We start from the raw sequence: 23147 nt of genomic DNA, 5'->3' as shown, positions 1-23147 counted from the left end.
TATGGCATTGACCGATGGTTGGAAGGTGTGGGCAAAAGGAGTCGCATTCGGTATGGAAGCAGGTGTTGTGCATGTACCCTCCTCTCTGCTGACACATTACCGAAAACTCGGTTTAAGTGATACGGAAGTCATGCTACTGCTGCAGCTAGTTACATACAAGCAGCTGGAGCATAATGATTTTCCTTCGATGGAGCAGCTGGAGCAGCGGATGGGAAAAGCGCCTGGGGAGGTCTCCTCCGTCATTCAGCGACTGATGAAGGATAAATGGATCTCCATCGATATGGAATGGGACGAACGCACAGGCATCCAGTTTGAGAGCTACAATTTGGCAGGGATGTATGAACGCCTGGCGCAGTGCTTGGCTGAAGAACGGGCCGCACTGCGGCAGCAGAGCCACCAGCGCGAGCCGGAAGCAGCCAAACCGGAGGCGAACGAACGGAACTTATTCGTTATATTCGAAAAAGAGTTCGCAAGACCCCTATCGCCGATGGAATGCGAGACGATTTCAAGCTGGGTGGATCAGGATGGTTACCCGGAGGAGCTTATTTTGCTGGCATTGAAGGAAGCCGTCTTCGCCGGCAAAGTGCACTTTCGCTATATCGACCGGATATTGCTGGAGTGGAATCGTAACCGCGTCCAGACGGTTGAGGATGCCAAGGCATATGCCCAAAAATTCCGCAGCTTGGGGCGATAGTCTAATATTTGTTACATGAAATGGAACCTCTACTTGGAGAGATTGGTGTTAGTAACCCTAGCAATTCCAAATCTCTCCAAGGAGAGGTTTCCTCTTTTTTAGTAGGGCCGAAATATGTTATGTTTGGTATGCAGTGCTAGGACATCTTGACTATAGACCAGTTTGTGCATTCATTAGATCGGGAGGAGAATGTCATGAAAGGCTGGATCATTTACAAGAGCGCTACCAACGAAGTAAGACCCGAAACATTCGAATTGAAACGATTGCTGGAAGAGGCGGAAAGACACCGCATGGATGTCCGCGTTTTTTCACCGGAGCAGTTCGAACTGATCGTTACCCGGGATGACCGCAAGAGCGTTATGGTCGACGGCGAAGTACTGCAGCTGCCGGACTTCGTCCTGCCGCGTATGGGGGCCGGGACGAATTATTTTGGTCTGGCATTAATTCGGCATCTGGAGCGGCTGGGCGTTAAGACGTTCAACTCGTCCCAGAGCATTGAGACGGTAAAGGATAAAATGTATACCTTGCAAATTTTGGCGGAGCATAATCTGCCCGTTCCCAAAACGATGCTGATTCGCTCGAAGGTTGATGTAGATCTGGTGGACAAGCATCTGGGTTTTCCCGTCGTGGTGAAGACGATTGCGGGTTCCCAGGGCTGTGGCGTGTTCCTGGCCGAAACTCGCAACAAATTCATTGATTTAATTGAAATGATCAGTGCTTATAAAGAGGATGCCACGATGATCCTGCAGGAGTTCGTCGAAACGAGCCGGGGCATAGACTTGCGGGTTATTACGATCGGCGGACGAGCTGTGGCTGCCATGAAGCGCTATTCTGGAAGCGACAGCTTCAAGGCCAATTTTTCGCGGGGCGGCTTGGTGGAGCCCTATGAAATTACGCCGGAAATCGAATGGCTTGCGCTGGAAACTTCGCGGATTCTAAATTTGGATATCGCAGGGATCGACCTGCTCTTTGATGGCGACCATTATAAAATATGCGAGGCCAACTCTTCGCCCGGCTTCGAGGGTCTCGAATCGTGCTGTAACGTGAATATCCCGGAGGAAATCTATAATTTCCTTAGGGTGCGTATCCATCGGTATGACTGAATCGCAACAACCGCAAAAAGAAGAGATACGAGAGTTTAGCCCTGGGAGGTAGAGACGCTAGCGATCATGGAATCGCCAGCGTCTTTGTTATGATATAAAGAAAATATAAGTTTTTAAAATAATATGCAGGGGCGGCACCAGGCTGCTTCGTCTATATAGATGGGAAGGAGGGGAGAGTCATTGAGGAAAAGCAGCTTATTCTAAGAATACAGCGGGGCGATCGCGGCGCATTCCGTGAATTGGTCAGCCAATATGGGCCATATGTGTTCCGGGTCGCTTATTCCGTGCTTCATGATCATAAGGAAGCCGAGGACGCAGCACAGGAAATATTTTTACAAGTATACAAATCTCTCCCCGGATACCGATTTGAAGGCTTCAAAACCTGGTTGACACGCATTGCGGTTCATAAATCAATCGATTTAAAGCGGAAACGGGATCGCCGCAGAGAGGAGCAGTGGGATCCTGCGGAAGTGTTACATATCGCACCAGCCCAGGAAGACGACGTGCTGCAGCAACTGATGGATGAGGAACGCAAAGCGCAGCTGCGAACCCGTATTTTGACGCTGCCGCCGGGGCATCGGGATATTATTACGGCGTTTTATATAGAGGGCAAAAGCTATGATGATATCGCAGCGGAGCAGTCTATTGCGGTGAAATCGGTAGAGTCGAGATTATACCGGGCAAGATCATGGATTCGCGAGCATTGGAAGGAGGAGGAGTGGCGATGAATGACCAGGGGAAGGACAGTAGAAATGATCAGAGCAGGGAAATCTGCTGGGATAAATATATCCGAGGAGAACTAAACGAGCAGCAGACGCGGCAGGCCGAAGTATTGCTGCTGCATGACGACGAAGCTCTGGCAGCTTATATCGCTGCGTTAGCTGAGCATGAGCAGGAACTGCCCGACTTGCAGCAGGAGGAAGCATTCATCGAAGCGGTGATGCGCAAGACTCAAGGCCACGCGCAGCAAGCGAGAGAATCCGCGAAGCCGTTAATCCGGAAAAGACGCTTAAGGGAGCATCCGCTGTTCAATTACGTCATTGCGGCGTCGATTACTTTATTCCTGTTATCGCTGGGTGCGTTTGATCACCTGAAATCTGGAACCGAGTATATTATGCCTCCTGCAACGGAGCCGTCCGTAAGTAAGCAAATTATGGACAGAACCGCAGGCTGGATTGATCATTTGAAACCTTAAATAATTACTATGAAAGGAAGGGATTCTATTGCCTCGTTATCGAAATAAAATGCTGGCATTCGTTCTAAATTGCATTCCCGGACTGGGCCATTTATATTGGGGGCGTAAGATAAGGGGAGTTCTTTATCCGCTATTTTTCTTCGGGGGGTTGCTGCTTGGCTTCCTTGCTGCCGTTGCCAGCAATGAAGGGGGATTAATGCTTGCCGCCGCCATCTGTGCATTTGTGCTCTGGTGCATCTGCATGCTGGATTTGATCATCACTCTGCTTCGTGCTCCTGACGCGGATTTGTCTGCCTATCCGTACGAGACGCCGCGCAAAGGCGAAGCTGATGCGGAGCGCTTCTATACGATTTTACTGTCGTTCGTACCTGGCTTGGGCCATTTTCAGCTTGGTTTAATGCAGCGCGGTTTGTCCTTTCTGATCAGCTTCTTCGGCTTAATCACGATCATGTTTGTTGTCACCGGGTTGACGCATCAAACTGTGTTTCTGCTATTCCTCGGCCTGCTGCCGATTATTTGGCTGTACTGCATGTTCGACGCTGTGCAGCTGGTTCACCGCAAACAGGCTGGAGAACTGCTGATCGATCGAACGCTGTTTGACGAATGGGAATCGGGCCGGGTGGAAGGAAAACGCAGTAAGGTGCTGGCGACGCTGCTGTCTGCTTTTCCCGGGGCTGGCCAAATGTACCTCGGGATGCAGAAGCGCGGTCTTCAGCTGATGGTTTTGTTCCTGGGCAGCTTCTATATTATCGATGTTCTGCGGTTGTCCTTGTTTCTATTCATTGTTCCGGTCATCTGGTTCTACAGCTTCTTTGACGGATTACAAGCAGCAAGCCGCTATGACCGGGTTCTACAGCTTGAGGATCGTCCGCTCTTGAATTGGAAAGGCGACAACCAGAATTGGCTTGGCTTGATATTGCTTCTGCTTGGCATCTATTACGTGACCATGAGCCTTGTCGTTCCGTTGTTCGACCGGTTCCTTCCGGAATTCCGCATTAACCAATTCATCACAAACTATTTGCGGCCGCTTATTGTCTCTCTGGTACTCATTGGAGGCGGGATCAAACTGCTATCTAGGACGAGGCACAAAGACAAACGGTATGAGGAATATTGATGGTGAGAAGAAGCTCTGCAGTTCAGCGGGGCTTCTTTTTCGCATATAGGGACGTTTCTTTGCTAAGATAGAAGGGGTTAAAATCCACAGGGCCACTTTTAGATCGAAGTAGTAAAAAGGAGAAAGATGATGTTCAAAATTTTCATTGTCGAAGATGATCAGGGGCTGGTCAAGCTTCTGGAGGAATATTTGCATAAGTTTGATTATGAGACTTTTGCAGTAACTGATTTCGAGAGCATTAATACGCAGTTTAGGCAGTATGTTCCTCATCTCGTGCTGCTGGACGTCAATTTGCCAAAGTATGACGGATATTATTGGTGCCGTCAAATCCGCAGCCTGTCGACCTGTCCGATCATTTTTCTGTCTGCTCGCGACGGCAAAATGGATCAGGTGATGGGGCTTGATAATGGAGCAGATGATTATATAACAAAACCTTTCGACTATGATATCGTACTTGCCAAAATCAATAGTCATCTTCGCCGAGCCTATGGAACCTATGCGGCGCAAGCGGAAGGCCGCCCGCTTCAGGTTCAGGGGCTCCGCTTGGACCGTGAACGGTTATGTTTGTTCCTTCATGAGATGAGGGTCGAGCTGAGTCATACAGAAATGAAAATATTGGATGAATTGATGATAAAATCCGAACAGGTGGTCAGCAGGGATCGCCTGTTGGAGAAAATATGGGACGAGCAAATTTTCGTCGATGACAACACGCTAAATGTATATGTAACCCGAGTTCGCAAGAAGCTGTCCGCGCTAGGCATCGAAGATGCGCTTCAGACAGTCCGGGGGCAGGGCTACCGGCTCGTTCCCAGCTGGGAGAACACGCCATGAGGCTGTTTTTGCGGGAGCAGCGGCCCGTCATCGTCATTTACTTTATTCAACTAGCGGTCGTTACCTTTGTTTACTGGCTGGACGGCTACCGTAATGCCGCGGTCAGCATGTATGCGGTGCTGCTGAGCAGCTGCCTCCTGGTCGGATATTTAGTATTCCGCTATTTGACGCATCGATCCTTCTACCGCCGCTTGCAGGAACCGGCCGAATCGATCGGGGATTTCACCGATGTGAAGCCGTCATCCCCGTTATCCGAGAGCCTGCATCGCCTGCTGAAATCGCAATATCGGCATTATATCTCCGAGCTGAGCGGGCAGACGGAGAAGATCGAAGGTCATATCCGTTTCATCAACCAGTGGGTGCACCAGATGAAGACGCCGATTTCTGTCATTCATTTGATGGTGCAGCAGGAGAGCGATTCACGTTCGGTGGCGATCGCTGATGAACTGGACAGGCTGAGAAAAGGGCTGGATATGGTCCTTTATACCGCCCGTCTTGATCAATTCGAGCATGATATTTATGTGGAGACTCTTGGATTGGAGAAGTTAGTCCGTTCGTTAATTACGGCACAAAAGCGCTTGTTCATTCGCGGAAAGGTATTTCCGGTCATAGAAATGGAACCGCAGTTGTCCGTCGTGTCCGACGAGAAATGGCTGACCTTTGTATTGACTCAGCTGATCACGAATGCCGTCCGTTATACGCTAAGGGAGAACGGCAAACTGTATTTCCGTGCTTACGCAAAGAACGGGCGAACCATGCTGGAAATCGAGGATGAAGGGATCGGTATTCCAGAGAGTGACCTGCCGCGCGTATTCGACGCTTATTTCACGGGAGAGAATGGCCGCAGGTTTCAGGAATCAACGGGGATGGGGATGTATTTGGCCAAAGAAATCTGCCGGAAACTGGGCCATGAGCTTGACATAGAGTCGGAAGAGGGGCGGGGTACCCTCGTCCGGATGAAATTCTAGGATGAATTCGGCTCACAAGCGCAAGCTTACAGAGTTGTAAGGGAAGTGTAAGGTTAAGATGTGGCTTCGTGAAGGCGGGAGAACTTATACTATGATCATCCCTGTCAGATAGGAGATATTGAGCTATGTCGGTGCTAGAAGTGCGTGCTTTATCAAAAATATACGAAGGCAAAGTTCCCACGCCGGCGCTTAAGGGTGTTACCTTCCGGATGGAGCGCGGGGAGTTCGTCGGCGTGATGGGGCCATCCGGCAGCGGCAAGACGACGCTTCTGAATGTTATGGCCACGATCGACGAACCGACATCAGGAAGCGTGCTGATCGAAGGAAGAGAGCCGCATCAAATGAGCGAGGAAGATACTGCATTGTTCCGCCGCCGTAAGCTGGGCTTCATTTTTCAGCAGTTCAATTTGCTGGACACTTTGACGATCGAAGAGAACATTGTGCTTCCATTGACGCTGGATGGCACGCCAGTACGGGAAATGGAGAGCAGGGCCGCAGCCATCGCGCAAAGACTAGGGATCGGTGGACTGTTAAAGAAATATGCGTTCGAGGTATCCGGCGGAGAGATGCAGAAAACAGCCATCGCCCGGGCGATGATTCACCGCCCTTCCTTGATTCTGGCTGACGAGCCGACAGGGAATCTGGATTCGAGATCCTCCCGCGAAGTGATGGAGGCATTTACCGCCCTGAATGAGGAGGAACAGGCGACGATATTTATGGTTACGCATGATGCCGTAGCTGCGAGCTACTGCCATCGGGTTATTTTCATCAAGGACGGGAAGTTCTATAACGAGATTTACCGGGGCAGCAGCCGGCAGGTTTTTTTTCAGAAAATTATCGATATGCTATCGCTGCTCGGAGGGGATACGCATGACCTTTCGACATTTCGCCTTTAGCCATGTGCTCCGCAACAAGCGGACCTATGCCGCCTATTATTTAAGCAGCTCGTTTTCGGTCATGGTTTTTTTTCTGTGCGCTCTGTTTCTGTTCCATCCCGGCATTCAAGAGAACATGATTTATGACCAGGCAGTACAGGCTTTACAGGTAGCGGAGGGAACTGTATACTTTTTTTCGTTTTTTTTCGTTATTTATTCAGTAGCTTCTTTTTTGCAGTCGCGCAAAAGAGAGTTTGGGATATTAAGGCTGCACGGGATGACCGTAAAGCAGCTTAACCGCATGTTGTTCCTGGAAAATGTGGCAATCGGCGGCGCATCCATTGTAACCGGGATTGCTGCAGGCCTTGTGTCGGCGAAGCTGTTCCTGATGGCCGGGGCCAATATGCTTGGCATTGAACGGCTCAGCTTTCACATTTCCTGGGCGGCCCTGCTGCTGACGTTGATGTCGTTTGCAGCACTGTTTTTGCTCATCTCCCTGTACACGCCCGCCCTAATTGGCAAAAGCAAGCTTATGACGCTGTTTCAGTCGAATCAGCGGGTAGTCGAGCCGCCGAGAAAGTCGCCGGTACTATCCGGTGTAGGCGCAGGTCTCGTAATATTGAGCTATTATTTGGCGGCAACCTCAACCGCGGCAAACGTTGTCATGCGTATGATACCGGTAACCTTGATGACAGTGGTCGGCACTTACCTGGTGTATGCCCATTTCGGCGCGTATTTCCTGGCATTGGTGAGGAGGCGGCCCCGGCTGTTCTGGCGGAAGACGAATATCGTAACGGTTCCCGCGCTGGCGCAGCGGATGAGCAGGAATGCGCAAATGCTGTTCCTCGTGACGATCATTTCAACGATCACGTTCTGCGCCATCGGGGTATTCGCCTCCATTCACCGGTTGTCCGACGAATTCCGGCAGGATTACCTTGCGGGGATCGGCTATGTATCCAAAGCGGCCAATTTGCTTGAGCGCGATCATTTGCTTGAGATAGAAAGCGAGTTGACGGCGCGCGGAATAACCTACGAGCGCGTCAGCCTGTCGATCAGAATTGTCGACGTTGTTCAAGCGTCCAGATCAGCACCGGCGGCTATGCGTATGGCGCTTGTATCGTACTCGGATTATGCCCGTTTGATCGCTGCGGCGGGAATCCCATTTGAGGAAGTGCCATTGTCAGGCCAGGATGCGCTCATTATGCTGGGATCGCAGCGCGAGAGACCGCTGCTGAAGGAGCGGCCGCTTGCCTCGTACACGATACCTGGCACGGGGCTGAAGATCGTGGAAAGAGGAATTACGAATCATGTGCCAATCCCTGAATATTTAATGCTGGAGCTAGGCGGCAGGATGGAAGGGAAGTTCAGCGGCCTCGTCGTCAGCGATGAGTGGATGGACCGTCTTCCTGCATCCGCGCAGGAAGATCGTTATTTCGGTTTTTACTTCCAGGATCCAACGCAGGGGGAGGAAATCGGGAATGCCTTGACCCGCCGGGGGAAGATGGCTTATGAAGAGGAGCAGCCGTATGCAATGACCGTCAGCGGTACGCTGTTCGCCGTTCAGAAGAGCATTTACAGCACAATGCTGTTTATTGCGCTGCTCGTCGGCACTGTGTTTTTCATTGCGTCGGGTAGTTTTTTATATTTCAGGCTGTATGCAGATTTGGATTATGACCGCCGCCAGTATACTACGATGGTGAAAATCGGGGTAACGAAAAAGGAGATCGACACGATGATCACCCGGCAAATCGGACTGCTCTTCTTCGTGCCCATCGTTCTGGCGATAATCCACAGCTTTTTTGCTTTTGTTGCTCTGCAGAGCTACTTGAATTTCTCCATCGCGATGGAGGCCGGATTTATTTTGATGAGTTTTTTCGTTATCCAAATCATGTACTTCTTCTTCATTAGAAGACGGTATTTGCGCAATTTAAGAAAGGCCCTTGGCTGAGAGAATAAGAGATAAGATAATCTGTGGAGGTACGATATGGAAAACTGGATTACTGAATTTATGGAGCAGTTCGGGTACATAGGGATATTTTTGCTCATTGCGCTCGAGAATGTTTTCCCGCCGATTCCTTCCGAGGTGATTCTGACGTTTGGCGGTTTTATGACGACGTATTCGGATCTGACGATGACCGGTGTTATCATTGCTGCTACGCTAGGTTCTGTGCTTGGAGCTGTTATTCTGTACGGCGCAGGCTATATGCTGAATGTCGATCGCCTGGAAGCGATCATCGACAAGTGGGGAAAGTATCTAAGGCTCAAAAAGGAGGATGTTCGCAAAGCGGACGCCTGGTTTGATAAATATGGCTACTGGACGGTCCTGTTCTGCCGGATGATTCCCCTCATTCGCAGCCTGATCTCTATTCCGGCTGGCATGGCTAAGATGAAATTCGGCTTGTTTCTCCTCTATACCACCGTCGGGACGCTGATATGGAACGTGATTCTGGTGTCCGTAGGCGCTGCGGTAGGCAGCTCCTGGGAGAAGATCGTCGCGTTCATGGACGTTTATTCCAACATTGCTTATGGGATCATAGGCGCGGGACTGATTGTCTTTTTCATTTGGTTCATGCGCAGACGGAAGAGGGCTTCTTGAAAAATGGCTGCAAACCATCTATTCTATTAAAGGAGTTTTATAAGCTGGAAGGCAAGCGATGTGCTGCCAAACACCGAATCTAACAGTCTTCCGGCACATCGGAGAAGAGGGGAAGTAGGAGCATGTTATTTTTGGATATTATTAAAGCCATCATTCTGGGATTGGTAGAAGGTGTCACTGAATTTGCGCCGGTCTCCTCGACGGGACATATGATTATCGTAGATGATATGTGGCTGAAAACGGAGCAGATATTGTCCTCCAAATATGCCGCCAATACGTTTAAGGTCGTGATCCAGCTTGGATCGATTTTGGCGGTCTTGGTTGTATTCAAGGATCGGATCCTCAATTTGCTTGGCTTGTCGCGCTTCAGCAATCAGGCCGTAACCGCAGGCGGGCCGCGGTTGAAGCTGGGGCAGGTTATCGTCGGGTTGATCCCGGCCGGGATCTTGGGCGTGCTGTTTGAGGATTATATCGATGAGTATTTGTTCTCTACGTCCACGGTATTGATTGGACTTGTGCTGGGAGCGATCCTGATGATTGCTGCCGATAAATTCGGCCCGAAGGAGCCGAAGATTCAAACGGTAGATCAAATGACGTATGGACATGCCTTAGTCGTTGGCTTGATCCAGTGTTTGTCGATTTGGCCAGGCTTCTCCCGCTCTGGCTCCACGATTTCCGGAGGGGTACTGGCGGGAATGAGCCACCGCGCGGCGGCGGATTTCACGTTTATTATGGCTGTTCCGATCATGTGCGGGGCAAGCGCGATCTCTCTATACAAGAACTGGGAGTATATGACGCTTGATGCGCTGCCGTTCTTCATCGCCGGTTTCATTAGCGCCTTCATTTTTGCTCTGTTGTCGATCCGATTCTTCCTGAAGCTGATCAACCGCATTAAGCTGATGCCGTTTGCCATTTACCGGATATTGCTCGCTGTTGTCATTTGGATCGTATTTTTCTAATTAAGTCAATGATGAAAGGCAGTCTCGTACTTAGTTTGCGCTAAGCATGAGACTGCCTTTTTAAGTTCTTGGGTGAAAATTACTCCAAATCGTACTCTGGCTCGTTCTAATCGGACCGTAGATCCGCTATTTCTTAAAAGAGTGCCTGAATTTAAGCTGAATGGACAGTCGTTCCGCTATTAGGCCGAAAAGTCAACTAAACAAGCTTACATAGAGCGAATAACGGATCCTATGTCCGCTTACCTTGCCAAATTCAGTATAAAAAGCAAAATAGCGGTTCTTGTGTCCGTTAGCCAAAGGGGGCTGGTTGCATAGGAATTAGGCCGTTATTTATTTTAAAGCAAGTCTGCGATATTCAACCTCGAATATAAACTCGAACGCTTCTAAATGCCGCTTCGCTTCGAAGGCATTTTTGCCCCAAACGTAAATCCCGTGGTTGCGCAGCAGTATGCCGGGGATTTCCGGCTTCAGGGCATCGGGAACAAGCTTGGCAATCGCAGCAATGTCGGCGTAGTTCGGGAGCACCGGAATTTCGATGGCCGCATTTTCCTCCCAGATGCCCAGCCCCTTAATCAGTTCGATTCCCTGCACGGGAACATAACCTTGATCGCCGTAGAGCTCGCTCAGGACGTTATTGAACACGGTGTGCACGTGGAAGATCGCGCCGCAGCCGGTCATGCGGTAGATCTTGGCGTGGATCAGCGTCTCCGCGCTGGGCTTCAGCTTCGTCGCCTCGCAGGGCTCGCCGGCAGCGTCAACGAAAAGGAAATCCTCCGGGGTATGAATCGATTTGTCTTTACCACTTGACGTTACCGCGAAATGGAACGAGTCGGGAGAGAATTCCCCAACGCGGATGGACAGGTTGCCGCTTGTGCCCGGAAACCAGCCTCGCGCGGCAAATTGCTCCTTGGCCTTACGCAGCTCGTCCAGGGCGGATTGCTTCTCTTCTAAAGAAATGGCATGGAAACTCATTTTCTTATTATATCTCCTTCTCGTTGAATAAGGTCTTGGCGAATGTCATGGAAAGTTTCAAACGGCGTGTGGTTAACGCCGAGTTCCTGGCATTTCTCCGTCAGGCGGGCTCGGGAATAGACGCGGTCCGCCAGCTTGGCGCCTTCGAAGTCCGTCAGGCTGTCGCCAATCAAGATGCGTTCGTATTGGCTGGCCGGGAATCGCCGCATGACCGTCGTTTTGCACATGCCGCAGTCATTGTCGCAATGTTCATCGCAGGGATTCGGCCACGTGATCTCGATACCTTCGGTGCTGAAGTCGGCACCATTACAGTAGATATGCTCCTTCGGTATATCAAAAGGGGCGAGCAGCGGCAGTACAAAGAAATCGATCCCGCCGCTGGTCACATAAAACGGAATGCCTCGTTCGCGCAAATAGCTTAGAAATTCTGCGAAGCCTTCGCGAATGCCGGCTTGCCCTAGGACGAAATCCGTAACCTCCCGTTTCATGGAGGAAGGGAGCAGGGCGAACATCCGCCCGACTCCCTCACGGATAGATATGTCGTGGGATAAAATTTGCTCCATGATCGGTTCGTAGCCCTCAGGCTTGAAATGTTTCATAATCGCTACAATATTATCGCTTAATGTGATCGTCCCGTCGAAATCACAGAAAATGACGGGCTGTTTACGGCTATTCATTTGCGACCTCCCCAAATATCGAGCGCAGCTTTCAGTTCAGGCAGGCTCTCTGCCGCCTGCTCGAGCGGCACCCCGTTCAATGAGGCGTCGATCGCTTGCAGGAAGGCGCGGCCGCCGCTGCTGGCACCATCTGGATGGCCATGAATCCCGCCCCCGGCATTTACGACAACATCCGTACCGAAATCGCTTAGGATTTGCGGAACGAGTCCGGGATGGATGCCCGCGGATGGCACAGGGAAGCTGCTGCGGATCGCCAGCTCTGGGGTTATGAGCTCGCGCTGGATGGCCAGGTTCTCTTCCCGCGGCATGACGACCGATCCGTAAGGAGAAGGGAAAAGAACCAGATCGGCTCCGGCAATGCGCATGAGTTTCCCGAGCAGCAGGGATGCGGCAATGCCGTAATGCGGCGATGGGTAGAGCGCTCCTGCAAGCGACGGATGCGCTGCGATTGGCACGGTAATGTCCGGATCGCTGCTCAGCTCGTGCAGGACGTCAAAGCCATACGGCAGTACGCTGAACAGCAGGGCGGTTGCACCTGCATCGATCGCCCGCAGTGCTTGCTCCTTCAGGGACGACGTGCGTCCAGTCAGGTTGACCGCATAGAGCAGTTCCTTGCCGGTAACCTGTTTGGCTTCCTCCGCAGCCTCGCGGCATACGCGTACGCGCTGCTCAATAGGCGTCAGCGGGTTCTCGAACAGGATCTCATCATCCTTGATGAGATCGACGCCACCCAACGCCTGAGCCATGAATTGTTCACGGAGTCCGTTCAGGTCATAACCGATGACGGATTTGAAGATGCTCATGAGCAGCGGGCGATGAGGCACGCCAAGCAGCTCACGAACGCCCTGGATGCCGAATTTCGGACCGGAATAGGCGCTGAGAAAAGCATCGGACAGCTTCAGGTCGAGCAGTTTGATTTTGCCGTCCATAGAAATTTTGCCGAAGACAGTAATGAGCAGTGCCGGAATGTCAGAAGTAAAATTGATGTCCGGGTAGGAGATCGATACGTCGGCATAACGCTCCCCCGGCACGCCGCCTTGCGAGTCATGGATCTGGACGCTCTCGACCCGCCCGAGGTGTCCCCGCATCTGATCCTGCTTAACCTGCGGCAGTTCAGTCCATGTACCGACGGTCATGCCGACAGCGATGGACTCGGCCTTCTTATGAAAGTCTGCTTTATCATCATAAATACGGTACGTGGCCGTACAATAGCTCATAACAATGCCTCCTTTACGGCTTCGCCCATTTCCTTGGAGCGCTCGGCGGCGCGATGCACGGCTGCCTTGACGGTAGCGTTGAAGCTGCCGGCTGCCAGCGTCTCGAGCGCTGCCTGCGTGGAGCCGTTCGGGGAAGTGATGTCCTTGCGGAGCTTGGCTGGTTCTTCACCCGTCTCCTTCATCATGGCAGCAGCACCGAGCACGGTCTGTACGGTAAGCTCGCGTGCCTGCTCTACGCTAAGCCCGCCTTCGATGCCTGCTTCGATCATCGCTTCCATCATATAATAGATGTATGCCGGGCCGCTTCCAGATACACCGGTCAAAATCTCCATTTGCTCTTCGGGGATGACCTGAACGGTGCCAACGGCTTCGAACATTTTCAGTACCTGAGCGGTTTGCGTTTCGTTCACCTCACCAGAGAAGGAGATGCCGGTGGCGCCAAAACCGATCGAGCTAGAAGTGTTAGGCATCGTACGCGCGATCGGCGCCTTATATCCAAGCAAGGCTTGAATCGTAGAGATGGAAAGTCCCGCGATGACGGATACGATGAGCTGCTCTTGGTTAAGCTTCGGTCCTAGCGCCTTGAGCGCTTCTCCAGCGTCTTTGGGTTTCATGGCCAGGACGATGACCGATGCGGAGATGAGGCTCGATTCCTTCTCCGCATCGCTGCGTCCCGTTTTGATGCCGTAGGCAGACTCCAAATGGGCTAACCGCTCCTGATTGCTGCGGTTCAGCATCGTAATGGATTCCGGCGGGGCTACCTTGCGATGGATCAGTCCTCGCACGATAGCCTCCGCCATGGAGCCGGCGCCGTAGAAGCATATCGAAGGGGCGTTATTCGTGTTGTTTATCGTCATCGTATGAAGCCTCCTTATTTCCGAATCTGTCCGCTGCCGTTAATGATGTATTTGCTTGAGGTTAGCGCAGGCAGACCCATCGGTCCTCTGGCATGCAGTTTCTGAGTGCTGATTCCGATTTCGGCTCCAAAGCCGAATTCGAATCCATCCGTAAAGCGGGTGGAAGCATTATGATATACTGCCGCAGCGTCGACTTCCTGCTGGAATCGCTCCGCGTTCGGACCATTCTCGGTCACAATGCATTCCGAATGCTTCGTGCCGAAGCGGTCGATATGCCGCAGAGCCGCATCCAGGCTATCGACGATCTTGATGTTAAGAATGTAATCATTATATTCGGTAGCGTAATCTTCTTCAGCCGCAGGTTTGGCCCAGGAGATCAGGCGTAGAGTCTCATCGCATCCCCGCAGTTCTACGCTCGCCTCGCGCAGCTTGCCAGCGATGTCTGCCAAATGGGACTGCGCAAAGTCCTTATGCACAAGCAGCGTCTCCATTGCGTTGCACACCGAAGGGCGCTGAACCTTAGCGTTCATCGTAATGTCTGCGGCCATAGACGGATCCGCTGACGCATCCAGGTACGTATGGCAGATGCCGGCACCGGTCTCGATGACGGGCACGCTTGCGTTCTGAACGACCGTCTGGATCAGCGAGCTGCCGCCGCGCGGGATGACAACATCAATCAGGCCGTTCAGCTTGATCAGTTCGTCAACCGAAGAACGGTTTGGATCTTCGATCAGTTGCACCGCATCGCGAGGAACGGCACTGCCCGACAGAGATTCATGGATGATCTCCACGATTTTGCGGTTGGAGGACAAGGCCGAGGAGCCGCCGCGCAGTACGACAGCATTGCCGGTCTTTAGGCACAGGCCAAGGGCATCGACGGTCACGTTCGGACGCGCTTCATAAATAATGCCGATTACGCCAAGGGGCACTCGCTTCTTGACGATATGCAGGCCGTTAGGACGGTCGATCGTCTCCAGCGTCTCCCCGACCGGATCCGGCAGTTCCACGATTTGGCGCAGGCCTTCCGCAATGCCGGAGATACGCTCTTCTGTAAGCGCCAGACGATCCAGCAGGGAAACCGAAGTGCCGTTCTCCCGGCCGCGCTGCAGGTCTTCCTTGTTTGCTTCAATGATGGCTTCGCTATGATCGATCAAAGCCTGGGCGCAGTTCAGCAATGCCTGGTTTTTCTGTTCTGTGGTCAGACTGTTCAATATGCTTGCTGTTTTTCGGGCAAGTTCTGCCTTTTGTCTTACTTCGCTCATTTGAATACCTCCTTGGAATCATAAAAATATAAAGCTCTTTATTTATAATTTTAATGAAATCCATTCATCCCGATGAATGACTTCGAGACGGTGGATGCCTTCCAGCTTCTTGACGACTTCTGTGCTCGCTAATCCCATAATATCCTGCAATTGCTCAGAATCATAGTTCACGATTCCCCGGCCCAGCGTTTCCTTGTCCTGATTGACAACTTCAACGACATCCCCGGCATGAAAATATCCTTGAGCTTGTCTTACGCCGACGGGAAGCAGGCTGCGGCCGCCATGGATAAGCGCTTCCTCAGCGCCTTGATCTACAGTCAGCGTCCCCAGCGGCGTGGATAGAAATCCAAGCCATTGCTTCTTGCGCGGCAGAGTAGAGGAGCGCGTTTCAAAGTATGTCCCTTGGCCTTGTCCTTCCAGAATGTCCTTCAGCTGGCCGGGCAGCGTCATCTTGCCGACAAATACAGATACGCCGCCCCGGGTGGCGATCTTTGCGGCATCGATCTTCGAGCGCATGCCTCCCGTACCGACGGCAGAACCGGCACCGCCCGCAATAGCGTAAATATCGTCTGTGATTTCGTCCACCTGCCCGATGCGCTTCGCAGATGGATTGATGCGCGGATCCTCCGTATACAGGCCGTCCGTGTCCGTTAATATGATCAAATGATCTGCGCGCAGCAGGTTCGCAACCAGCGCGGACAAGGTGTCGTTATCGCCGAATTTCAGTTCATCGACGGATACGGTGTCATTCTCGTTGATAATCGGCAATACCTGGCGCTTAAGCAGCTCCTCGATGGCCATGCTGGCATTGCCCGTGCGCTTGCGGTTCTGGAAATCCGAGCGGGTCAGCAGGATTTGAGCCGAGGCGACGTTGTGCTCGGATAGCGCTTCCCGGTAATTTTGCATAAGCAGCGCTTGCCCTACGGCAGCCGCAGCCTGCTTCTCATGAAGCAGCTTTGGACGCTCCGGATAGCCGATCTCCCGGAATCCGGCGGCTACTGCCCCGGAGGTGACCAGCAGTACCTGGCAGCCGAGCCCGTGGAGGGCGGCTAATTCAGAGGCGAAGTAGTCGATAGCTGCCCGGTTCAATCCTCCTTCCGGTGAAGTCAGCGAGCTGCTCCCTATTTTGACAACGATGCGGCGTAGCATGGAGATCACTCCTAATAATTATGATGAAGAAAATAAAAAAACCTTCGCCCCTTGCAGCGCAAAGGACGAAAGTTACACTTCCGCGGTACCACCTTTATTGATGAATATCTCATCCGACTCAAAGCCCGGTAACAGGGGCGCTGTCCGGCTTCTCGGCCGGCCGCTCGGGGATAGGGTTCCGAAAGGGCGAACGGTAAATTCTCACAGCCAAAGGAATTTACTCTCTGGACGACGCTGGCTATCGTACTGGTCCCGTCTTCACGTTTAGTCAAATTTATAAATATCCATTTGAAAATACGAATTGGATTTATTGATAGAATACCATGCGTTCTGCGGCATTGCAAAGCAAAACAGTTAGAACATGCCAAGCTTGCCGATTCGCTGCACCGCTTCGCGCAGGCGGTCCTCACTGCTCAGCAGCCCGACTCTGACATAGCCTTCTCCATGCTGGCCAAAGCCGATCCCTGGTGCAACGGCGACCTTGGCCTCGGTAAGCAGCTTGCGGGCGAAGGAGGCGGAGTCCCAGCCACTAGGCACCGGCAGCCAGGAAAAGAAGGAGCCGCTCGGTTTGCGTGCTTCCCAACCGATTTGCGCCAGTGCATCGAAAAGAGCGTCACGGCGGGATTGATACACGGCTACAAGCTCGGCGACGTTGTCCTGGGGAGCCGTCAGCGCGACCTTGGCCGCCTCCTGAATGCCGCCGAACAAGCTCACATATATATGATCCTGCAGCAAATTGATCAGCGAAATAATTTTTTCGTTTCCAAGCGCAAAGGCAACACGCCAGCCGGCCATATTATAGGTTTTGGATAAGGTGTAGTACTCCACGCCCACTTCTTTGGCGCCTTCCGCTTGCAGGAAGCTTACGGGTTTTTGGCCGTCAAAACCGATGGCCCCGTAGGCGAAATCGCTCGCGACAACGATTTGGTTCTCGGCAGCAAACCTGACGGTGTCTTCATAAAAGGACAGCGGCGCCGTAGCCGAAGTCGGATTATTCGGATAATTCAGGAACATCAGCTTTGCCCGCTTGCGGTCAAGGGGCGAGATGGCTCCATAATCCGGCAAGTAGGCGTTGTCCTCTCTCAGCGGCATGAAGGACATTTCGGCTCCGGCGAGAGCAGCACCCGACCAGTAATCGGGATATCCCGGATCGGGAACCAGGCACAGGTCGCCAGGATTAAGTAAAATCTGGACGATCTGGACAAGCCCGGTCTTGCCGCCGAATAGAATGGCAACCTCTTTCTCCGGATCCAGCGTAACCCCGTAGTCTTCACGATAGCGTTGGCAGACGGCTTCTTTGAGGAAGCTGTAGCCCTGAAACGGGGAATATTTATGATACTGCGGATTGGCCACGGCTTGCTGCGCGGCTCTAACGATATGCTCGGGCGTAGGGCGATCGGGGTTGCCCTGACCGAGATTAATCACATCATGACCCTGTGAAATTTCCCGGTTCACGCTTTGGACAAGCGAAGCAAAAAACTGCTTCGGCAGCTTATCCATGACGTCAGCGGCCTGAATAGGAAAAAGGGAGTCTCCCTGTGGTCGATTTTGTTGGCTCATGTTCAACACTCCGGTCTATAAAATAGCAATATTCATAATTTAACATGATTTATCCAATCTGTATAGAATGGATTGCTGTCTGTTCGCTTGCAGTTGAACCAAAACAATACTTGCATGGTTAAGGAAGGGCGCTTATGATGGTACTCAAAATGAATTATACGGATGAAAGGAGATTCGGCATGACTCAGCAGCAAACATCATGGAACATCGCCATGATTCAATGCGATATTCGTATGGGCAGACCCGCGGAAAACCGCGAAATCGTAGAGAGCTGGATGGAGAAGGCGGTCAGCCAGGCCGTCAAGCCGGACGTCATCGTATTGCCGGAAATGTGGAACACGGGCTACGCGCTGGAGCAAATCCATGAATTGGCGGACGTGGACGGGCGCGAGACCCGGGAGTGGATCTCCGGCTTTGCACGGCGTAATGCGGTTCGCATTGTAGCCGGTTCGATTGCGGAGAAGCGCGGGGGAGACGTGTACAATACGATGCGGATTTATGACGGGAGCGGTGAAGAGGTCGCGTCTTATTCCAAAATGCATCTGTTCCGGCTCATGCAGGAGGAGAAGCACTTGGCGCCAGGGGAGTCCGCGGTGACCTTTGACTTGGACGGACAAACCTCGGGTGCTTCCATCTGCTACGATATCCGCTTTCCCGAGCTTATGCGCACGCTTGCGCTGACGGGCGCTAAGGTATTGTTTGTGCCGGCGGCATGGCCGCATCCCCGTTTGCATCATTGGCGGACACTGCTGATGGCCAGGGCGATCGAGAATCAAATGTACGTTATAGCCTGCAACCGCACCGGACTAAGCGGGAAAGATAACTTCTTCGGCCATTCGATGATTATCGATCCGTGGGGGGAAGTCATCGCCGAGGGCGGAGAAGAGGAAGGCATCATTGCCGGGCAGATTGATCTGTCTTTGGTCGACGAGGTTCGTTCCAGGATTCCGGTGTTCGAGGATCGGCGTCCAAGCCTGTATAATGTAACACCTTAATATCTGAGCGCGAAAAGAAGGCTGTCCCCTCGGCTTAACTAGCCTGGGGACAGCCTTCTTGCAGTTATGGCTCTTCCTTCATTCGAGTCTCAATAGTTGTGCGGAACGTATCGATGAAAGCTTCGGCTGCCTTGGACAGATAGCGTCCTTTCCGATAAGCAATTACGAGCGTGCGGCTTGGAACCGGCTCCGCCAGCGGGACATACACCGGAATCAGCTCGCTGCGCTTGGCCCGGGCAATAAAGCGCGGTACAAGGGTAATGCCCATTCCTGCGGCAACGAGGGATTGGACGGTCTCAATGTTATTGCTCTCGAACACGATATCGGGGTCAAATCCTGCAGAACGGCATAAATCAATCATGATTTTGCGGAAGCCTTGGCCCTTCTTTAGGACGATGAAGGATTCGCCGGACAATTGCTCCAGAGCTACTCCGCCCGGGGGCCGATTGCCGGGGTCGGCGAGGTAGTGGTTCGGGGGGATGGCCAGATCGATTTTCTCCTCGCCGATCGTTTCGTAGGTTAAAGAAGGCTCCTGCAGCGGCAGGGAAAGCAGACTGAGATCCGTGCCGCCGCCTGCCGTGAGCTTCTCCAGGTTCAAGGATGTATCTTCAAGCAGAGTAACCTGTATATCGGGATAGGCTTCTTTAAACGCCGGCAGAACATAGGGCAGCAGATGTGAGCCAGTTATCGGCATGCTTCCGATGACTACGCGCCCGGCGCGCAGCTGGGAAATGTCGTCCATCTCCTGGCGAAGCTGCTCGACGGCATCCATAATTTTGCGGGCATGCTTGATGAAGCTGGCTCCGGCATGCGTAAGCTCTACGGTGCTCGTATTACGCTGGAACAATTTGACGCCCAGCTCCTGTTCAAGCTTGGACAATTGCTGGCTGAGCGACGGCTGAGCGATATGGAGTTTGTCGGCCGCTCTGGAGAAGTTACGCTCCTCAGCAATCTTCAGTGTATAAAGGAGCTGCCTTAATTCCATGAGATCACCTTTTTCTTGAATTGGTGTAGCGATTCAGTACGTGACTGTAATTAGCATTCTATAAGTATAGCCTATCATTTTTAAATAAAATATAGGACTTATTAATGCTTTCAAGCAGGTATTCTGCTCTAAAATTTTATTATTAGGCGAGTTGGTTGTATAATTATTATAAATGATTTGGTAAATGGAGGTTGCCGTTTCTATGAAAATATGGAAAGAGGTTCAGGGCTGGGGCCTGTCTATAATCATCGGCTTCATTATCAGCATGTTCATCGGCATATTTGTTATTCAGCCATATAAGGTGAACGGTCATTCCATGGAGCCTACGCTGGACGACAAACAGCGGATCTATGCCTGGAAAATAGCGCACGCGCTGGAGAAGCTGCCGAAATATGAAGATATCGTCATCATCGACAGCCGCATTGACCGCGACCGAACTTTCTGGGACAGCGTAAACGAGCATCCGCTGATCCGTATTTTGTCAGGCAACAAGAAGGAGGACTTCTTTTACGTTAAGCGTGTGATCGGCCTGCCTGGCGACGTAATTGAGATTAAAGACGGACAAGTGTTCAGAAACGGAGTCCAGCTGGAGGAGCCTTACATCAAAGAGCAAATGTATGCGGAGCAAAGCCAGGCATGGGAAGTACCCGAGGACCATATCTTTGTGATGGGTGACAACCGCAACAACAGCAAAGACAGCCGGATGATCGGGCCTGTACCGCTTGACCATATCATGGGAATCGAAGGCTTCACTAAATAAAAAGGAATGCCGCGGTGTTATGCGGCACGGCGAAGGAAGAGGCTTTCACGGCATAGCCAGCCAGCTTGCTGTGAAGGTCTCTTTATAGTCGGGGGCACCTGACCATTACCTCTTCTTTATAGCTAAATCCTATAACTATTATAGAAATTATATCTTGGAACAATCAATAGAGAGATGATATATTAATGACAACATACGAAGCGTGGATTAAAGGAAAGTTAATGTTCTCTCTATTGCTTCGTTACATGTTCGAATCCTTCAGTGGGGTGAATACGATGAGTAATGCTAAAAAGACAATGTATGAGAAAATTTGGGACAATCACGTGATTTATGCGGAAGAAGGAAAACCAAGCATCATTTATATCGATTTGCATTTGGTGCATGAGGTAACCTCTCCGCAGGCATTTGAGGGACTGCGCCTTAGCGGGCGCAAGGTACGTCGTCCAGAGCTGACTTTTGCGACGATGGATCATAACGTTCCGACGAAAGACCGTTTCAACATTAAAGACCCGATTTCCAAGCAGCAGATCGATACGCTTACGAAGAACTGCCGCGATTTCGGCGTAACGCTTTATGATCTGGATACGATCGATCAGGGCGTCGTACACGTTATGGGTCCAGAGCTGGGTTTGACTCACCCAGGTAAAACGATCGTCTGCGGCGACAGCCATACTTCTACGCACGGAGCATTCGGCGCGCTGGCATTCGGGATTGGTACGAGTGAAGTAGAGCACGTTATGGCTACGCAGTGCTTGCAGCAGGCCAAGGCGAAGACGCTAGAGGTACGTTTTGTCGGAAAACGCAAACCTGGCGTTACTGCTAAGGATATGATTCTGGGCGTTATTGCCCAATATGGAACGGATTTTGCAACAGGTTACGTTATCGAATATACCGGTGAGGCAATCCGCGAACTCACGATGGAAGAAAGAATGACCGTATGTAATATGTCCATTGAAGCTGGAGCCAGAGCAGGATTGATTGCTCCAGACGAGACGACTTTCGAATATCTGCGCGGTCGCGAGCATGTTCCGCAAGGTGAAGCCTTTGATCGCGCTGTAGCGGAGTGGAAGAAGCTTACTACAGATGAGGGCGCGGAGTATGACCGTGTCGTGGAATTTGATGTTGACGCATTGATTCCGCAAGTGACATGGGGCACGAGCCCAGGTATGGGAACGAATATCAACGCAACCGTACCGAACCCGAATGACTTTGCATCGGAAAACGAACGCAAGGCTGCCGAGAAAGCACTTGAATATATGGGACTTACTCCAGGCACGCCGATGACTGACATTGAAATCGACTATGTATTTATCGGCTCATGTACGAATGGGCGTATTGAGGATCTCCGCGCCGCAGCACAAATCGCACGAGGCTACAAAGTATCTGACAAAGTAACGGCAATCGTCGTTCCTGGTTCAGGCCGCGTGAAGCTGCAGGCAGAGAAGGAAGGCCTGGACAAAGTATTTATTGAGGCTGGCTTTGAATGGCGCGATGCGGGCTGCAGTATGTGTCTTGCCATGAATCCCGACGTTCTGGATCCGGGCCAACGCTGTGCTTCCACCTCCAACCGGAACTTCGAAGGACGTCAAGGCCGCGGCGGAAGAACGCATCTCGTTTCTCCGGCAATGGCTGCGGCTGCAGCGATTAAAGGCCGCTTCGTGGATGTCCGCGAATGGAATGTGAAAAGCGAAGTCGTTAGCTAACGAAGGCGAAAGAGGGGAGAACTAATCATGGAAGCTTTTAACAAACTTACAGGCATCGTCGGTCCCGTGGACCGCGTAAACGTAGATACGGACGCGATTATTCCTAAACAATTTTTGAAGCGGATTGAGCGTACTGGATTTGGACAATTTTTGTTCTATGAATGGCGTTTTGACACGGAAGGTAATATAAATCCGGAGTTTGAGCTGAATAAGCCTCGTTATGAAGGAGCATCAATTCTAATCTCGCGAGTCAATTTCGGCTGCGGATCCTCCCGTGAGCACGCGCCATGGGCGATTCTGGATTACGGCTTCCGCTGTGTCATCGCTCCGTCCTTTGCGGATATTTTCTATAACAACTGTTTCAAAAACGGCATTCTGCCGATCAAGCTCTCCGAAGAACAGGTTGAAGACCTGTTCCAGCGCACTGCTGCGCACGAGGGTTATCAACTGACGGTTGACTTGGAGAACAAAACGATTACGGATCAATACGGCTTGCATATTTCGTTTGATCTGGATGAGCACCGCCGCCAGTTCCTGCTGCAAGGTCTTGACGATATCGGACTTACACTGCAGCATGAGCATCTCATCTCAGCTTATGAAGCGAAGAGAGCAAGCAACTCGATCGCATAGTGCCAACACAGCATAATAGACAGTCCCCGGCCTACATGAGTAGTT

At 51.7% G+C, this 23147-nt stretch carries 23 protein-coding genes; 15 read left to right on the top strand and 8 right to left on the bottom strand.

Features of this window, described 5'->3' with window-relative positions; all coding sequences use genetic code 11:
- Nucleotide 1 precedes the first annotated feature (1 nt).
- The 11 genes from MKX50_RS14695 to MKX50_RS14645 all read left to right on the top strand — a co-directional run bounded on the left by MKX50_RS14695 (nucleotide 2) and on the right by MKX50_RS14645 (nucleotide 10335).
- The gene (locus tag MKX50_RS14695) at nucleotides 2-694 is read left to right on the top strand and encodes a DnaD domain-containing protein (RefSeq protein ID WP_213590656.1); all 693 of its coding nucleotides are present in this window, start codon (nucleotides 2-4) and stop codon (nucleotides 692-694) included.
- Between the two features lie 194 nt (nucleotides 695-888).
- Nucleotides 889-1797, top strand: a complete 909-nt coding sequence (locus MKX50_RS14690) for a RimK family alpha-L-glutamate ligase (RefSeq protein WP_213590657.1) — start codon at nucleotides 889-891, stop codon at nucleotides 1795-1797.
- A 239-nt stretch (nucleotides 1798-2036) separates the two neighbouring features.
- Nucleotides 2037-2525, top strand: coding sequence for a sigma-70 family RNA polymerase sigma factor (locus MKX50_RS14685; protein ID WP_280530406.1), 489 nt, complete (start codon nucleotides 2037-2039; stop codon nucleotides 2523-2525).
- A complete protein-coding gene (locus MKX50_RS14680) occupies nucleotides 2522-2992 on the top strand; it encodes a hypothetical protein (protein ID WP_213590658.1) in 471 nt (156 codons plus the stop codon). The genes MKX50_RS14685 and MKX50_RS14680 overlap by 4 nt, the downstream gene beginning before the upstream one ends.
- Nucleotides 2993-3041: 49 nt before the next feature.
- Nucleotides 3042-4106, top strand: coding sequence for a hypothetical protein (locus MKX50_RS14675; RefSeq protein ID WP_213590721.1), 1065 nt, complete (start codon nucleotides 3042-3044; stop codon nucleotides 4104-4106).
- 129 nt (nucleotides 4107-4235) lie between these two features.
- Complete coding sequence (locus MKX50_RS14670; protein WP_213590722.1) at nucleotides 4236-4937, top strand: response regulator transcription factor; 702 nt, start codon at nucleotides 4236-4238, stop codon at nucleotides 4935-4937.
- Entirely contained in the window at nucleotides 4934-5905 is a 972-nt protein-coding gene (locus MKX50_RS14665; RefSeq protein ID WP_283924904.1) for a HAMP domain-containing histidine kinase, read from the top strand. The genes MKX50_RS14670 and MKX50_RS14665 overlap by 4 nt, the downstream gene beginning before the upstream one ends.
- 125 nt (nucleotides 5906-6030) lie before the next feature.
- On the top strand, nucleotides 6031-6801 hold the full coding sequence (locus MKX50_RS14660; protein WP_283924903.1) for an ABC transporter ATP-binding protein: 771 nt from the start codon (nucleotides 6031-6033) through the stop codon (nucleotides 6799-6801).
- A complete protein-coding gene (locus MKX50_RS14655) occupies nucleotides 6776-8728 on the top strand; it encodes an ABC transporter permease (protein ID WP_339157280.1) in 1953 nt (650 codons plus the stop codon). The genes MKX50_RS14660 and MKX50_RS14655 overlap by 26 nt, the downstream gene beginning before the upstream one ends.
- Before the next feature lie 36 nt (nucleotides 8729-8764).
- The gene (locus MKX50_RS14650; protein WP_213590662.1) at nucleotides 8765-9376 is read left to right on the top strand and encodes a DedA family protein; all 612 of its coding nucleotides are present in this window, start codon (nucleotides 8765-8767) and stop codon (nucleotides 9374-9376) included.
- Between the two features lie 122 nt (nucleotides 9377-9498).
- Entirely contained in the window at nucleotides 9499-10335 is an 837-nt protein-coding gene (locus MKX50_RS14645; protein WP_213590663.1) for an undecaprenyl-diphosphate phosphatase, read from the top strand.
- A gap of 330 nt (nucleotides 10336-10665) precedes the next feature.
- Here the strand turns inward: MKX50_RS14645 and mtnB are convergent, their stop codons facing one another.
- The 7 genes from mtnB to MKX50_RS14610 form a co-directional block, all read right to left on the bottom strand.
- Nucleotides 10666-11307: a methylthioribulose 1-phosphate dehydratase gene (mtnB, locus tag MKX50_RS14640; protein ID WP_213591885.1), complete on the bottom strand. Its 642-nt coding sequence runs from the start codon at nucleotides 11305-11307 to the stop codon at nucleotides 10666-10668.
- Entirely contained in the window at nucleotides 11304-11984 is a 681-nt protein-coding gene (locus MKX50_RS14635) for a 2-hydroxy-3-keto-5-methylthiopentenyl-1-phosphate phosphatase (protein ID WP_213591887.1), read from the bottom strand. Before MKX50_RS14635 ends, mtnB begins: the two co-directional genes overlap by 4 nt.
- Nucleotides 11981-13201: a 2,3-diketo-5-methylthiopentyl-1-phosphate enolase gene (locus tag MKX50_RS14630; protein ID WP_213591889.1), complete on the bottom strand. Its 1221-nt coding sequence runs from the start codon at nucleotides 13199-13201 to the stop codon at nucleotides 11981-11983. Before MKX50_RS14630 ends, MKX50_RS14635 begins: the two co-directional genes overlap by 4 nt.
- Nucleotides 13198-14058: a pyrroline-5-carboxylate reductase gene (gene proC / locus MKX50_RS14625; protein ID WP_213591892.1), complete on the bottom strand. Its 861-nt coding sequence runs from the start codon at nucleotides 14056-14058 to the stop codon at nucleotides 13198-13200. The genes MKX50_RS14630 and proC overlap by 4 nt, the downstream gene beginning before the upstream one ends.
- Nucleotides 14059-14072: 14 nt before the next feature.
- Complete coding sequence (locus tag MKX50_RS14620; protein ID WP_213591894.1) at nucleotides 14073-15320, bottom strand: glutamate-5-semialdehyde dehydrogenase; 1248 nt, start codon at nucleotides 15318-15320, stop codon at nucleotides 14073-14075.
- A 42-nt stretch (nucleotides 15321-15362) separates the two neighbouring features.
- On the bottom strand, nucleotides 15363-16469 hold the full coding sequence (gene proB / locus MKX50_RS14615) for a glutamate 5-kinase (RefSeq protein WP_213591896.1): 1107 nt from the start codon (nucleotides 16467-16469) through the stop codon (nucleotides 15363-15365).
- Between the two features lie 354 nt (nucleotides 16470-16823).
- Nucleotides 16824-18029, bottom strand: a complete 1206-nt coding sequence (locus tag MKX50_RS14610; RefSeq protein WP_213591898.1) for a pyridoxal phosphate-dependent aminotransferase — start codon at nucleotides 18027-18029, stop codon at nucleotides 16824-16826.
- Between the two features lie 179 nt (nucleotides 18030-18208).
- On the opposite strand from MKX50_RS14610, the gene MKX50_RS14605 reads away from it, so the two are divergent.
- Entirely contained in the window at nucleotides 18209-19024 is an 816-nt protein-coding gene (locus MKX50_RS14605) for a carbon-nitrogen family hydrolase (protein WP_339160136.1), read from the top strand.
- A 64-nt stretch (nucleotides 19025-19088) separates the two neighbouring features.
- On the opposite strand, the gene MKX50_RS14600 is transcribed toward MKX50_RS14605, so the two are convergent.
- Complete coding sequence (locus tag MKX50_RS14600; RefSeq protein ID WP_155610068.1) at nucleotides 19089-20009, bottom strand: LysR family transcriptional regulator; 921 nt, start codon at nucleotides 20007-20009, stop codon at nucleotides 19089-19091.
- Nucleotides 20010-20211: 202 nt separating this feature from the next.
- On the opposite strand from MKX50_RS14600, the gene lepB reads away from it, so the two are divergent.
- The 3 genes from lepB (at nucleotide 20212) to leuD (ending at nucleotide 23102) form a co-directional block, all read left to right on the top strand.
- Nucleotides 20212-20769: a signal peptidase I gene (gene lepB, locus MKX50_RS14595; RefSeq protein WP_339157279.1), complete on the top strand. Its 558-nt coding sequence runs from the start codon at nucleotides 20212-20214 to the stop codon at nucleotides 20767-20769.
- Nucleotides 20770-21044: 275 nt separating this feature from the next.
- Nucleotides 21045-22472, top strand: a complete 1428-nt coding sequence (leuC, locus tag MKX50_RS14590) for a 3-isopropylmalate dehydratase large subunit (RefSeq protein ID WP_213591904.1) — start codon at nucleotides 21045-21047, stop codon at nucleotides 22470-22472.
- Between the two features lie 27 nt (nucleotides 22473-22499).
- The gene (gene leuD / locus MKX50_RS14585) at nucleotides 22500-23102 is read left to right on the top strand and encodes a 3-isopropylmalate dehydratase small subunit (RefSeq protein ID WP_339157278.1); all 603 of its coding nucleotides are present in this window, start codon (nucleotides 22500-22502) and stop codon (nucleotides 23100-23102) included.
- Nucleotides 23103-23147: the final 45 nt, after the last annotated feature.

The organism is Paenibacillus sp. FSL W8-0186 (assembly GCF_037969765.1).
Lineage (GTDB): Bacteria > Bacillota > Bacilli > Paenibacillales > Paenibacillaceae > Fontibacillus > Fontibacillus woosongensis.
Note: the sequence above shows the minus strand (reverse complement) of the source record. Positions and strands in the feature narration are given on the sequence as shown.

Coding starts and splice junctions, on each gene's coding strand:
- MKX50_RS14690 (WP_213590657.1), top strand. CDS start 889: ATGAAAGGCTGGATCATTTACAAGAGCGCTACCAACGAAGTAAGACCC.
- MKX50_RS14695 (WP_213590656.1), top strand. CDS start 2: ATGGCATTGACCGATGGTTGGAAGGTGTGGGCAAAAGGAGTCGCATTC.
- proB (WP_213591896.1), bottom strand. CDS start 16,469: ATGCTACGCCGCATCGTTGTCAAAATAGGGAGCAGCTCGCTGACTTCA.
- leuC (WP_213591904.1), top strand. CDS start 21,045: ATGAGTAATGCTAAAAAGACAATGTATGAGAAAATTTGGGACAATCAC.
- MKX50_RS14650 (WP_213590662.1), top strand. CDS start 8,765: ATGGAAAACTGGATTACTGAATTTATGGAGCAGTTCGGGTACATAGGG.
- MKX50_RS14600 (WP_155610068.1), bottom strand. CDS start 20,009: ATGGAATTAAGGCAGCTCCTTTATACACTGAAGATTGCTGAGGAGCGT.
- MKX50_RS14680 (WP_213590658.1), top strand. CDS start 2,522: ATGAATGACCAGGGGAAGGACAGTAGAAATGATCAGAGCAGGGAAATC.
- MKX50_RS14660 (WP_283924903.1), top strand. CDS start 6,031: ATGTCGGTGCTAGAAGTGCGTGCTTTATCAAAAATATACGAAGGCAAA.
- MKX50_RS14670 (WP_213590722.1), top strand. CDS start 4,236: ATGTTCAAAATTTTCATTGTCGAAGATGATCAGGGGCTGGTCAAGCTT.
- MKX50_RS14675 (WP_213590721.1), top strand. CDS start 3,042: ATGCTGGCATTCGTTCTAAATTGCATTCCCGGACTGGGCCATTTATAT.
- leuD (WP_339157278.1), top strand. CDS start 22,500: ATGGAAGCTTTTAACAAACTTACAGGCATCGTCGGTCCCGTGGACCGC.
- MKX50_RS14620 (WP_213591894.1), bottom strand. CDS start 15,320: ATGAGCGAAGTAAGACAAAAGGCAGAACTTGCCCGAAAAACAGCAAGC.
- proC (WP_213591892.1), bottom strand. CDS start 14,058: ATGACGATAAACAACACGAATAACGCCCCTTCGATATGCTTCTACGGC.
- MKX50_RS14610 (WP_213591898.1), bottom strand. CDS start 18,029: ATGAGCCAACAAAATCGACCACAGGGAGACTCCCTTTTTCCTATTCAG.
- MKX50_RS14635 (WP_213591887.1), bottom strand. CDS start 11,984: ATGAATAGCCGTAAACAGCCCGTCATTTTCTGTGATTTCGACGGGACG.
- MKX50_RS14605 (WP_339160136.1), top strand. CDS start 18,209: ATGACTCAGCAGCAAACATCATGGAACATCGCCATGATTCAATGCGAT.
- MKX50_RS14645 (WP_213590663.1), top strand. CDS start 9,499: ATGTTATTTTTGGATATTATTAAAGCCATCATTCTGGGATTGGTAGAA.
- mtnB (WP_213591885.1), bottom strand. CDS start 11,307: ATGAGTTTCCATGCCATTTCTTTAGAAGAGAAGCAATCCGCCCTGGAC.
- MKX50_RS14665 (WP_283924904.1), top strand. CDS start 4,934: ATGAGGCTGTTTTTGCGGGAGCAGCGGCCCGTCATCGTCATTTACTTT.
- lepB (WP_339157279.1), top strand. CDS start 20,212: ATGAAAATATGGAAAGAGGTTCAGGGCTGGGGCCTGTCTATAATCATC.
- MKX50_RS14655 (WP_339157280.1), top strand. CDS start 6,776: ATGACCTTTCGACATTTCGCCTTTAGCCATGTGCTCCGCAACAAGCGG.
- MKX50_RS14630 (WP_213591889.1), bottom strand. CDS start 13,201: ATGAGCTATTGTACGGCCACGTACCGTATTTATGATGATAAAGCAGAC.